Source organism: Bacillus cereus group sp. N12, assembly GCF_016483575.1.
Lineage (GTDB): Bacteria > Bacillota > Bacilli > Bacillales > Bacillaceae_G > Bacillus_A > Bacillus_A toyonensis.
Map to the genome: position 1 here is coordinate 1 of NZ_JAEHBO010000067.1, position 13,118 is coordinate 13,118.

Consider the following 13,118-nt stretch of genomic DNA (forward strand, 5'->3'; position numbering starts at 1 on the left):
AGACTGATTATATCAGAGGCAAAATAAAAAGGAAAACCTTTTGGCTACGCCAAACCGAAATTCATCTCCCACCTACCCCCTTCACACGCTTGAGGAAGGAGAATTCTTTCGGGAAATTCGTTAAAATCCGTATATTATTAAGATTCCTATTCTCTTGTGCATAACTAATAATATTGCGTAAATTAATCCCAAAACTTATCATAAACTAACGCTCCCTCTTCAATGTAAATAGATATGGATATACTTCTATTTATTTTCGAGGAATCCCTTGAAGCTTAATAAGCCCTATATATTTCTCAATACCATAACAGTATAAGCCTCTCTTTTTCTACTATAGTGCTACGCCACCTCTTATAAGAAGTATTCAATAGACAACATTTAAAAATCAAAAAAGCATTAACGAAACTTGTATTGTCTTAACTATACTTTTTCAAATTTAAAAGCATGGACATCGTTATAATTCAGAATATTCTGTATATTAGTGAAAAAAATCGTAGTTAAATTTAATGTATCTATTTCCTGTTATTATCAGAATAAGCCTTTACAGAGAAATGGGGGATATTATGACTGTTCAAGAAAAAAGTAATAAGCAATTGATGGAATTATTACATGAATGGTATGAAGAAATTCGTTTATATCATGTAAAAGAAGCAAAACAGATATATCTACAAGTAAAAGAACGTTTAAAGGAAATAGAAACAGACCAATATGTATCATTCTATTATTCCCTACTGAATTTTAGATATAAAGTCTTGGTAGATGGAATGAGTATTACAAAAGATTCTTTTAATCAAATAGAAAAACTCCCTAATATCAAAGAGGAATTTTCAATTTTAGCTTACTATTATTATTTCTTTAAGGCCATTCACTCTACAATTTTAGCAAATTATACTGAAGCGAAAACACACTATGAAAAGGCAGAAGAACTTTTAATTGATATACTTGATGATGTAGAAAAAGCTGAGTTTGAGTATAGATTTTCAACTTACTGTTATCAATCTTATCAACCATTTGAAGCGATTCAACATGTAGTAAAAGCCAAAGAAATATACCGGAATCATGGAGGCTATGAAATTAATATTGCTTTATGCGACAATGTATATGGACTGGCTTGTATAGATCTAAGAGAATTTGAAAGAGCGGAAGAATGTCTCAATACGGTTATTGATGTTTTTAAGAAGTATGATGAAGAACAATTATTATTACGAGTACGATCCAATTTAGGCTGGTTATATAATATTCAAGATTTATATCCATTGGCGATTAGACAGAGTTCTGAAATTATAAATACCATACCGAACCATTTTAAAGCATTATTTGTCTTAGCAAGAGCATATTATAAATTAGAAGGCGTTGAAACAGCAAAAGCATATATCAAGCAAGGAATAAAGTATACAAATGAATCAGGAAATGAGGAATATAAGCATCGTTTCGCAGTTTTAAATGAACTAATCACAGAACTACCTAGAATTAAACTAGAAAAAGTAGTTACTGATGCAATTTCTTATTTTGAAAAAGAGGACATGTGGGATTGTGTAAAAGAATATGCAGAGATTTTAGCACTCCAATTTTACGAGGCAAATAATCATGTTAAAGCGAGCAAATATTTCTATATTAGTAATAATGCTGATAAGAAACATTTGAGAAAAGGAGCGTTAAAGTAATGAAAAAAATAAAAAAAGTGTTATTAAGTATGGTAGTAGTAAGTGCATTAGCATGTAGCATGATTAGTTTAAATGTATCACAACACTCTTCGTTTAATGGTGGAGATACGCCAGCACCAACAAAACTGATTGTCTCTAGTGGGGTATCTATTGATTAACGTAATACATTTTTCTTGCTCTATAAGTCAGAAAATTCAGCCTCTTAATCCTTAAAAAATGTTGAATAAAATGGATAAAATATCGAACCCCTAGTCCGAAACATATTTGTTTCGGACTATTCACGTTCTTCTTTCAACTTTTCTATATAATTAGTTGATTGAAAAAAAGCACTGCTAAAATCTTCAGCAATGCTTTACGATTAGACGTAATATGATAATGAACGTCTAATTTTTTCTACTCATGAGTTCTGTAGACACATATATATTTATTTTAACTTCAAGATACGCTCTATTTCCTTCAGACTTAACTTACTTGCTTTTGCAATAGTTTCAAAGCGGTACACCAATTTCATGTATCCCTCGAATCATTTGCATCTTACCATGCTCAATACCTTTTTCCATACCCTCTTGTTCTGCATTCGCTAGCTTTGCTTGTTCATCTAGAAGTAGTTTCTCTCGAGCTTCATATGCTGTTCGGAAAGAGGAATCATGCCTCATGTTTTCCCCATCTCCTTTTTCAAAATAAAGAGGACGCCAATTCTTAAAACACCTTTTATGGCTGCTTTAATGAATTAGTGTCCTCTAGTTTTTTAGCCGGACTCTATCTTATTTCCAAAAATTAAAATTTTCAAAAACACCCCTACACATTTTTAACTTTTAATTAACTTGAAACATGTATTTTTTATAATTTTTATGCACCGATAAAATAAGCCCCATCATTATCATATTTGAAAATAGCGAACTCCCTCCATATGATAAAAAAGGTAGTGCAATTCCTTTTACCGGCATTATCCCAACAATCATACCAATGTTTTGGAAGATTTGTAGTGTTAAAACACTAATTGTCCCAGCACATAATAATGTACCAAACAGATTCTCTGCTGAATAAGCAATTATAGTTATTCGATATATAAGAAGTAACAAGACCAATACAACGATAGCTGCTATTATAAATCCACCTTCTTCAGCGATAGTAGCAAAAATAAAATCAGTATGTTTTTCAGGAATATATACACTACCTTGACCGAATCCTTTTCCATGTAATTCACCACTTCCAACAGCTAAAAGAGATTGTTGCGTTTGATATCCTTGATCTGCATTTTCAGCTGGATTTAACCAACCTATAATGCGTGATTGTTGGTGCGGTTTTAACCTAGTAACTAATTCTTTAAAGAAAAAATCTGGATATTTTATATATATAAATATTAATGTAGATAATATAGTTACCGGGATGACTGTACAAAATGCAATTAATTTCTTTTGAATCCCTGACATAAATAAAATACATGCTATAGATGCTGCGTATAAGAACACCATACCTGTATCTGGCTGACTGTATACTAAAGAAATAGGAGGAATTGAAACTAACATAATTTTTCCGACCAATATGAAATCAGTTTTATATGTCCGAATCATATATTTGGCGTTATGATTCACTACTAAATTGGCGACAAATATAATTAGTGCAATTTTGAAAAACTCCGATGGTTGAATTTGACCGATAACAGGAAATTGAAACCATCTTTTTGCTCCTAATTTAACGGGAGTAAACGTTGACTCCGGTAGTATTTTTAATATAACAATTGCCACAAAACCAACAATATACAATGGCCAAGATAACTTTTGCCATTGATCCCAATCAATACTTGCAACAAATATTAACAGTACAAAACCAATTATATAGTTCCTACCTTGCTGCAATGCAAAGTTTGTGCTTCCATACTGACCAGTTTGTTGACTACTATAAATTGCAGCGGTACTAATAATACAAAACATGCATAAAATTAAAATTAGTTTTTTATCTAGACTCCTTAATAATACTATTATTTTACTCATGAAACCCTCCTGTAGTACTCAATAAATTCCACGCTCCATAATAATTACTAGTACCCTTTTTATAAGATTTTTTGTTATTCAAATAAAAATTACATTATTATGTTATAACGCGAAATTTTATTTTATCTAAACTTTCTCTTAAGGTTTCACTTTAAATAGTTAAAGTAATAATAAGTAAATCTTAATTTTTCCTAAACTAAAATGAACAAGTCCTTATTATCCAGAATTACTTTTCTTCTTTAAAACTTCCTCATTTCCTTTCGTTCCAAATAACTGTTTAAAAGCAAAATCAATACGTAAATTTACTAATTTAGTGGATATGGATTTTCTCTCCCTGTCTATATCATTTATTATTGTACATAAAAAAAGGTAGTACATTTAAACAGGCTCTTACGTTACCTCACATAAGAGCCTGCCTGAATTGACAAAAAATTAATGGTTCTGAGCAAAAACAATTGCAAGTGACATCGTTTTTGTCCAGAACCTTTATTTTCATCTATTCTTTTTCTGGCCAAATTTTCGCATTTGGTTCTAATAACCACTTGTGTTCTTCCTCCATGATACGATCATTCCATGGGTTATTCTCAAGATGCCGAATCATCCAACAAAAATACATTGCATATCCAGGTGCCGTTGCTTGCGGGTGGTCTAGCTCACCTGGAATTGTAATAAAACTATTATGTACAACGCGATAAGCATCCTCACCTACCATTGCACATCCAAATCCCTGTGGCTTGTTAAAGCGATAATAATATACCTCCGGTTGATCATGGTGATGCGGTGGGTAACTCGACCATCGTCCTGGATAAGAAATAACTTCTCCTACTACCATGTTAGAATATGCTGCATTGTTATAGTCAAAAATTGTACGAATAACACGCTGCGCTGTTCCCTCCCATACTCCATCTCCAGCTACAACACTTTGACACTCATTTGGAGTATACAACTTTGACGCAAATTCTTGGTCATTATCTGTTTTTTGAACAAGCACTTCACTATCTGAAAGAGCAGTAATTGTAACCTTCACATTTTTAGCCACATGCAAACACCAAGGGTTTTCTTCAAAAACAGACTGCCTTTGAATAACTTGTTCCATTCCATCCCACTCTAAACGAATTGCCCCTTCTAGTAAAAGTACTGCCGTTTCATTCTTATTATCAAATAACAGCTCTTCTTTTCCATTAGACATCTTATATATGCCTATATCCATTAACATATCACTGCAATGACCGTTCATTTCTGTTAATACATTATATCCTTCATTTAATTCACCTAATTTACCTAACATGATGTTCTCCTCCTTTTTTTATGGCTACTCTATCGTTCTCTATCTTTGTCAGCTAACTAAATTAAGAGTTCCTTCTATTATTTAATGAAGAAAGCTTTTCTTGTTATGCTTTGTTTTCACTTCCGAATATGAGCATATGATTTTTAACGTTTTCGTATGCGGCCTCAATTACATCTTGATGATACGTAAAGTAATCTGAATAAGGAGTATTTAGGGCAGCAGTGTTAACCGCAGCAATTACATTCTGAAACGTTGCTGTTGCTACATTAATTTTTCGAACACCATGTTGAATACATTGCTTGAAATCCTCTGGACTAATGCCAGAGCCACCATGTAAAACGAGTGGGATATGAACTACCTCATTAATTTCCTGCAAGCGGTCTAATCGTAAAGCAGGATCTCCATTATACATACCATGCGCATTTCCAATCGCAACAGCTAATGCATCAACGTCTGTTTCTTCTGCAAATCGTTTTGCTTCTGTGATACTTGTCAGCAACATCTCAATATCTTCTGATCCGTCCTCACTACCACCTACTCTGCCAATCTCAGCTTCTACCGTCGCTCCGTACTGTTTCGCAAGCGCTACAATTTCTATTGTCTTTTGGATATTCTCCTCTAACGGATAGTGAGAGCCATCAAACATAACCGAACTAAAACCAATTTCTAACGTCTCTTGAATCTTTTCAAATGTCATACCGTGATCAAAGTGAACTGCTACTGGAACAGTTGCTTTTTTCGCTGCAGCTACCATCAAAGGACCAATCATATGAATGGGCGAATGATTCAAACGAACTTCCGCAATTTGTAGAATGAGCGGGGAACGTAACTCTTCAGCTGCTTGAATAGCTCCCATGACCATTTCCATATTAGCGACACTAAAAGCTCCAACCCCATAATTCTCTTGATTTGCTTTTATTAAAATATCTTTCATTTGAACTAATGGCATTACATACTCCCCTATTTCAATATTATTTATTAAATGTAAAACCAACCGTCACGTCTTTTTACCCCTTTTGTAAGAAGACATGTTGATTACCATACCATTTACTTAGGGATAATCTTAAAATGCTTAAATTACAAACCTGCTTTTTCTTGTATAAATTTTCGAGCTTTTAATGCGTATTCAAAAGGATTCGCTAAAGCTGGGTCTTGCTCTGCTTCTACCACAAACCATCCTTTATACTCAGAGTTCGCAAGGGTAGTAAACACTTCATCAAATACAATTACGCCATCTCCAGGAATTGTAAATGCACCATTCTTCACTGCCTGTAAGAAGCTTAAATCTTTTTCCTTTACAGCATCTACTACTTCCTTACGAATATCTTTTAAATGTACATGTTTAATGCGAGGTAAATATTTTTTTAAAATATAAAGCGGCTCTTCTCCTGAAAAAACAAGATGACCTGTATCAAAAAGCAGGGATACAAGTTCTGGATTCGTCATATCCATTAACTTTTCAATTTCTGCCGTTGTTTGAACACCCGTACCCATATGATGATGGTATACAATATGTAGCCCCTTTTCCTGAGCTAATTTACCGAGGTGATGTAACCCATCCGCAAGCTTATCCCACTCTTCTTCTGTAAAAACGGGCTTGTTTTGAAATAGCGGTACATCCATTAAACCTTGAATACTATGTCCTTGCTCTGAAACAACGATGACTTTTGCGCCCATTTCATGCAAAAAATCTCTATGTTTAATAAATGCTTGTACCGTCTCTTCAAGCGGCTTCGTTGTCAAGAACATACTAAACCATGCACTAGCAATCTCCAGTTTTCGTAATTCCAATGATTTTTTCAATACAACTGTATTTCTCGGATATTTATTACCTACTTCACTTCCATTAAATCCAGCTAGTGCCATCTCACTAATACATTGTTCAAACGTATTTTCTGCTCCTAGCTCCGGCATATCATCATTTGTCCAAGCAATTGGTGCAATCCCAAGCTTAATCGTGTTTTCTTTGAACATCCCCTTGTCTCTCCTCTTCGCTAAATGTTATAGAGTTTCGCTAAATTCTCCTATCTGTTCGTTAAAAAGAGAGCTTACTAAACAATATGCATGTAGATAAAAAGCTCTCTTTATGTCCTAATCTAATAAGATCTTGCCTTTTGCAAGTTACTTACTTTACTCTCATACGCAGCTTGTACACTTTGACTATTAGATACTTCTGCAACACCTACATGCCACCATGAATCGTATCCATTTGTCATTGTTTTTGGTAATACTTTAATATCAATCAATGTAGAAACTGTTTGTTTTTTCGCATCTATAAGCGCTTCCTGTAATTGTTCTATCGATGTAACACGATACGTTTTTACGCCATATCCAGCCGCGCTAGCTGCAAAATCAATTTTCATAATTGCCCCGTCTAATTTACGAGTTTGCTGGTTTCGGTAGCGAAACTCTGTTCCAAAGCTCCCCATTCCGTTGCCCATTTGTAAGTTATTAATGCAGCCAAATCCGGAGTTATCAAACAATAAGACGTTAATTTTTTTGTTTTCTTGAAGACTTGTGACAAGCTCAGAATGAAGCATTTGGTAACTGCCATCCCCTACCATTGCATATACTTCCTTCGATGGTTCAGCTAGCTTTGCACCCATTGCGCCGGCAACCTCATAACCCATGCAAGAGTAACCATACTCCATGTGATATGTATTAGGTTTATTTGCTGCCCACATTCTTTGTAAATCACCCGGAAGACTTCCTGCCGCACCAACGATAATTGCATCTTCATCAAGTAATGTATTCATTTGTCCAATGACTGCAGTCTGTGTTAATTGTGTACCAAGTGCGTCTACATACTCATTTAAATTCTCATCGAAATGATCTTCAACTTCTGGCGTGAAACCTTGACTTGTAAAGCGAATATTATGTAGACGTGCTAATTCTGTTTCCCACGCCTCTTTTGCATCAGCGATTTCTACTGTGTAACTAGATTGATACTCAATTGCTTGCAGTTCATCTATTAGAGCAAGAAGTGCTTCTTTTGCATCTGCTATCATCTTCAATGCATCGAGCTTGTTCGCATGGAATTCTGAAGTGTTAATATTTAAAAACTCAACCTCTTCATTCTGAAACAATTGCTTAGATGCCGTTGTAAAATCAGTAAATCTCGTCCCGATTCCAATAACAAGATCCGCTTCCTTTGCAATTGTATTGGCTGCTAAATTTCCAGTTACCCCGATGCCGCCAAGATTATATGGATGGCTGCTTTCAATCGCACTTTTCCCAGCTTGCGTTTCTCCAAATGGAATGCGGAATTCCTCAGCAAACTGTTTGAGTGCCTCTGCCGCTTCTGCGTACCTTACACCACCACCGCAAATCATAACTGGCTTTTTCTTTCTCTTAATCATTTCAACCGCATCCGCTAAGCTGGCTTTTGTAGGTAGACGACGTTCAATACGGTGAACGCGTTTTTGGAAGAAGTAACTTGGAAAATCCCATGCTTCCCCTTGGACATCTTGTGGTAAACAAATTGTTACAGCTCCTGTATCTGCCGGATTCGTTAAAACACGCATGGCTTGAATCATAGCTGTCATCAATTGTTCAGGACGGTTCACCCGGTCCCAGTACTTACTTACCGCTCGAAAAGCATCGTTCGTAGAAATAGATAAGTCATGTGTTTGTTCAATTTGTTGAAGAACAGGATCCGGTTGTCTCGTTGCAAATACATCACCTGGAAGTAGTAATACGGGAATATTATTTGCAGATGCTGTTGCAGCAGAGGTAATCATATTTGCTGATCCAGGACCAACAGAAGAAGTACATGCCATAATTTGTTTTCTATGTTTTTGTTTTGCAAAAGCCATCGCAGCATTTGCCATTCCTTGTTCGTTTCTTCCTTGATATACTTCTAATTCTCCTGCGTCTTCTTCTAAAGCTTGACCTAGGCCTACTACATTTCCATGACCAAAAATAGTAAAGATTCCCTTAATAAACTTTTGTTGCTCTCCATCAAACTCTACGTATTGCTGATTCAAAAATTTCACCAATGCTTGCGCCGTGGTCATTCTGACAGTTTGCATATTGTTTGCTCCTTTCTATCTCTATCAGTCATTCTGTATATGAAAAAGGAGTATCAGGAATTTGATAGTCTCCTAATACTTCCTTCTTATGTTTTACTACTTCCGTTACTTTCGCTTACGAACAACTAGAGAGATTTTACTTCTCTCTTAGTCATTACTTTTCCCAACGAGATGTAAGCATTTTCTTTCTAGTATAAAACTCAACGCCGTCCGTACCGTTCGCATGAAGATCACCATAGAAAGAGTCTTTCCAGCCAGAGAACGGGAAGAATGCCATTGGTGCTGGTACCCCAACATTCACACCTAACATACCTGATTCAATTGTTTCACGGAATTGACGTACACTTGCTCCGCTATCTGTATAAATGCAAGCCCCATTTGCAAAGCGAGACTCATTCGCAATTTCAATTGCTTCATCCAATGATTTCACACGAACAATAGATAAAACAGGAGCAAAAATCTCATCTTGCCAGATTTTCATTTCTTTTGTAACATGGTCAAAAATTGTTGGGCCAACGAAGTAGCCAGCTCCTTTTACAGCTGTATCTTCGCGTCCATCACGAACTAATGTAGCTCCCTGTTCTACACCTGAATCGATGTAACCAATTGTACGCTCTTTATGGTTATCACGAATAACTGGTCCTAAAAATACATCTTCATCAAGACCATTTCCGATTACAATTTTATTTGCTTCTTCTACGAGTCTTCCAACTAATTGATCTGCAATTTCTTCTTCTACTGTAACAACAGAAGCAGCCATACAACGCTCACCAGCTGAACCGAACGCAGCACTAATAATTTGCTTTGTAGCTAGTTCAAGATTCGCATCATGTAATACAATGGAATGGTTTTTCGCACCCGCTAGTGCTTGAACGCGTTTTAAGTTTTCTGTTCCTTTTTTGTATACATATTCTGCAACTGGCTGGGAACCTACAAATGAAATCGCCTTCACTAATTTGTGTTCCAGAAGACCGTTTACTACATCGTGTGCGCCATTAACGATATTTAATACACCTTTAGGTAAACCAGCTTCTTCAGCTAATTCAGCTAATTTTGCTGCTAGAAGTGGTGTACGTTCTGAAGGTTTTAACACAAATGTATTACCACAAGCAATTGCAAGTGGGAACATCCAGCATGGAACCATCATCGGGAAGTTAAAAGGTGTAATCCCGCCTATAACACCAATTGGGTAACGATACATACCAGATTCTATACCTGTCGCAATATCAGGAAGCTGTTTTCCCATCATTAATGTAGGAGCACCTGCAGCAAACTCCACGCACTCAATACCACGAAGAACTTCACCATAAGCTTCGTTATAGCTTTTTCCGTTTTCAATCGTAATAAGTTTCGCCAACTCTTCCCAGTTATCTACTAATAATTGTTGATATTTAAATAGAATACGAGCACGTTTTGGCACAGCTGTTTTAGACCAAGATTTGAAAGCTTCATTTGCTGCTAATACAGCTTGTTCAACATCTACTTTTGTTGAAAGGGGTACCTGGGCGATTACTTCCCCTGTTGCTGGATTGTATACTGCTTCCATCTTAGTTGAAATAGATTCTACCCATTCGCCGCCAATGTAGTTTTTTACAATTTGTGCTGTTTGTACTGTCATATTCATTCTCTCCCTTTTATGTAATGTAGAAGCGTCCAATAGGATACGCCCTTACTTAATTATTGGTTTTTGAGGTTTCTATACAATTTCCTCAGCCGTTTCCATGAATGCAGAAATCTCTGCCCTTGTTGGCATTGCATCCGAACAACTATGTTTGGAAATAACAATGGAAGCAGAAGCGCCTCCTAATCGCATCGCCTGAGGAATTTCAAGCCCTTGCATTAAGCCATAAATAAACGCAGATGCATACGAGTCGCCAGCGCCAAACGTCTTTAATACCTTTGTTTTAAAGATACCGCCGCGGTTTGATTGGCCGTCACTCGTATAAGCGATTGAACCATCCCCGCCATGCTTAATTACGACGATTTTTGCATGATGAGAAAACCATCTTTCAGCCGTAACTTGATCATTAGATTGTTCGTAGTTTAATAGTTTTTCCATCATATCGAATTCTTCACGCGTTCCAATAATGACATCAGATTTTTCAGCCGCTAGATTGTAATACACAGCCGTTTCAGCTTCTGACTGCCATGTATAAGGGCGGTAATCCACATCAAAAAATACGACTACATCGTGCTTACGCGCATATTCTAGCGCTAAAAATACCGCCTCGCGAGAAGGACTTTTCGCTAAAGCTGTTCCTGAAATTAAGAGAGCCTTTGATTGTTTAATATAGTCCTCAGATACTTCTGTTGGATCAAGATTTAAATCGGCGACATTGTCGCGGTACATTAAAATACTACAATCTTCAGGGCTTTTAATTTCTGTAAAAGCTAAACCTGTCACTGCACCAGTGCGATCAATACATATCTGATCCGTATTAATATTGTTATCCTTTAGGTACCCTGTAATAAAGCGACCCATTTGATCATCGGACACTTTACCGATAAATCCTGTTTGTAAGCCAAGGCGTGCCGCACCAATAGCAATATTCGCAGGAGAACCTCCCACATACTTAGTAAATGTTCTTGTTTCTTCCATAGGACGTTGTGTTTCATTGGCATTTAAATCAACGCATAAACGTCCAACTGCAATTAAGTCTAATGGACAATCTTCTTTAAAAATAAGTGGATTCATTGTTACTACCTCCTATGCTTTATGAAAGAGTTAATGATATGGTTCATATTTTTATAAACCTACTACTCATTACTCTTTATCTATCAAGAAGTAAGCGCTCTCTTTATTGATTTAATGCAGGCTGTTTATGTTCAATTTGAATAGGCTTTCCTGTTAATAAAGATTCCTTCGCAGCTTTCGCAATTCGCTCCGCTTGTAACCCATCATTACCACTGCAAATAACAGCTTGTCCTTCTATAATTGACTTTGTAAATTGTGTTACTTCCTCAATGTAAGCCTGCGTATAGCGCTCTAAGAAGAAATAAAGGGGCTTATCTTTTACAACACCTTCTGTTTTTGACACTTGAACTGTTGTCGGGCAGCAATTATCCGCAGCGACCGCTCCTTTTTCACCAAACACTTCAAGACGCTGGTCATATCCATAAACCGCTTGGCGGCTATTATCAATTACCCCTAAAGCTCCATTCGCAAATTTCAATGTGACAATTGCTGTATCAACATCATTTACTTCCTGAATGGACGGATCAATTAATGTTGTTCCATATGCAAATACTTCAACAACTTCACTATTCATCACATACCTTGCCATATCAAAATCATGAATCATCATATCCATAAACAATCCACCTGAAGAACGAACATATTCTATACTTGGCGGTTGTGGATCTCTAGACGTAATTTTTAAAATATGTGGGCGTCCCACTTCTCCTTGTTGAATAAGATCATAGACTTTTCTGAAGTTAGGATCGAAACGGCGATTAAAACCTACTTGAAGAGATACTCCTTGTTCTTTTACTACTTCTAATGCATCTAATGTTTCTTCTACTGAGAAACTAACAGGCTTTTCACAGAAAATATGTTTTTTCGCAAGAGCCGCTTCTTTAATAATTTGCGCATGTGTATTTGTTGGTGAACATATAAAGACAGCATCAATTTCTGGATCTGCTAATAAATCCTGATAATTTGTAGTCAAAGTGGAAATCTCTTTATCCTCAGCCCACTTTTCTAGATGACTAATCACTACATCTGAAACCGCTTTAATTTTCACTTGTGGCATCAGCTGCAAATTATCAACATGCAGTTTCCCAATACGTCCAGCCCCAATAATTCCAATCGTTATAACATTCATATGATTTCTCCCTCTTTATTTAAATTTAAGAAACAAAATGAAAGTCTATAAGGTTTAGCACATCAAATTAAGTTAAGCGCTTTCCCTATTTTTCTTCATTATACACACTTGATTCTAAATTGAAAACATTTTTATTTTTTTGAATATTTTTCTTTTTATTCGAATTTCAAATTTCGCAAGTAAACGTACTACGTCCATATACAAATTAATAATTAGAAACAAATAATCTAAACCGCTACAAAAATAATCTTTTAAGATACTGATATAACAAGGGAAGATAAGCCTTTTAAATAGTAAACCCCATCTATAAGGTATTC

At 35.9% G+C, this 13,118-nt stretch carries 10 protein-coding genes and 1 pseudogene; 2 read left to right on the forward strand and 9 right to left on the reverse strand.

Features of this window, described 5'->3' with window-relative positions; translation table 11 throughout:
- Window positions 1-563 precede the first annotated feature (563 nt).
- The gene (locus JDS92_RS23140; protein ID WP_199632567.1) at window positions 564-1,664 is read left to right on the forward strand and encodes a response regulator aspartate phosphatase; all 1,101 of its coding nucleotides are present in this window, start codon (window positions 564-566) and stop codon (window positions 1,662-1,664) included.
- Window positions 1,664-1,822 (forward strand): Phr family secreted Rap phosphatase inhibitor, encoded by a 159-nt coding sequence (locus JDS92_RS23145; RefSeq protein ID WP_199632568.1) that lies wholly within the window; start codon window positions 1,664-1,666, stop codon window positions 1,820-1,822. Before JDS92_RS23140 ends, JDS92_RS23145 begins: the two co-directional genes overlap by 1 nt.
- 266 nt (window positions 1,823-2,088) lie before the next feature.
- Here JDS92_RS23145 and JDS92_RS23150 read toward each other — a convergent pair.
- From JDS92_RS23150 to iolG, 9 genes and pseudogenes are all read right to left on the reverse strand, one after another.
- Window positions 2,089-2,326 (reverse strand): annotated as a pseudogene (locus JDS92_RS23150) (Rpn family recombination-promoting nuclease/putative transposase); the annotation flags it as partial.
- Window positions 2,327-2,479: 153 nt separating this feature from the next.
- Entirely contained in the window at window positions 2,480-3,658 is a 1,179-nt protein-coding gene (locus JDS92_RS23155) for an FtsW/RodA/SpoVE family cell cycle protein (RefSeq protein ID WP_199632569.1), read from the reverse strand.
- Between the two features lie 496 nt (window positions 3,659-4,154).
- Window positions 4,155-4,946, reverse strand: coding sequence for a 5-deoxy-glucuronate isomerase (locus JDS92_RS23160; RefSeq protein ID WP_199632570.1), 792 nt, complete (start codon window positions 4,944-4,946; stop codon window positions 4,155-4,157).
- A 103-nt stretch (window positions 4,947-5,049) separates the two neighbouring features.
- On the reverse strand, window positions 5,050-5,895 hold the full coding sequence (locus tag JDS92_RS23165; RefSeq protein ID WP_199632571.1) for a class II fructose-bisphosphate aldolase: 846 nt from the start codon (window positions 5,893-5,895) through the stop codon (window positions 5,050-5,052).
- A gap of 128 nt (window positions 5,896-6,023) precedes the next feature.
- A complete protein-coding gene (gene iolE / locus JDS92_RS23170; protein ID WP_199632572.1) occupies window positions 6,024-6,920 on the reverse strand; it encodes a myo-inosose-2 dehydratase in 897 nt (298 codons plus the stop codon).
- Window positions 6,921-7,042: 122 nt separating this feature from the next.
- On the reverse strand, window positions 7,043-8,977 hold the full coding sequence (gene iolD, locus JDS92_RS23175; RefSeq protein ID WP_199632573.1) for a 3D-(3,5/4)-trihydroxycyclohexane-1,2-dione acylhydrolase (decyclizing): 1,935 nt from the start codon (window positions 8,975-8,977) through the stop codon (window positions 7,043-7,045).
- Window positions 8,978-9,131: 154 nt separating this feature from the next.
- Complete coding sequence (locus JDS92_RS23180; protein ID WP_098100456.1) at window positions 9,132-10,595, reverse strand: CoA-acylating methylmalonate-semialdehyde dehydrogenase; 1,464 nt, start codon at window positions 10,593-10,595, stop codon at window positions 9,132-9,134.
- Between the two features lie 78 nt (window positions 10,596-10,673).
- A complete protein-coding gene (gene iolC / locus JDS92_RS23185; RefSeq protein ID WP_199632574.1) occupies window positions 10,674-11,672 on the reverse strand; it encodes a 5-dehydro-2-deoxygluconokinase in 999 nt (332 codons plus the stop codon).
- A gap of 103 nt (window positions 11,673-11,775) precedes the next feature.
- A complete protein-coding gene (iolG, locus tag JDS92_RS23190) occupies window positions 11,776-12,801 on the reverse strand; it encodes an inositol 2-dehydrogenase (RefSeq protein WP_199632575.1) in 1,026 nt (341 codons plus the stop codon).
- Window positions 12,802-13,118 lie beyond the last annotated feature (317 nt).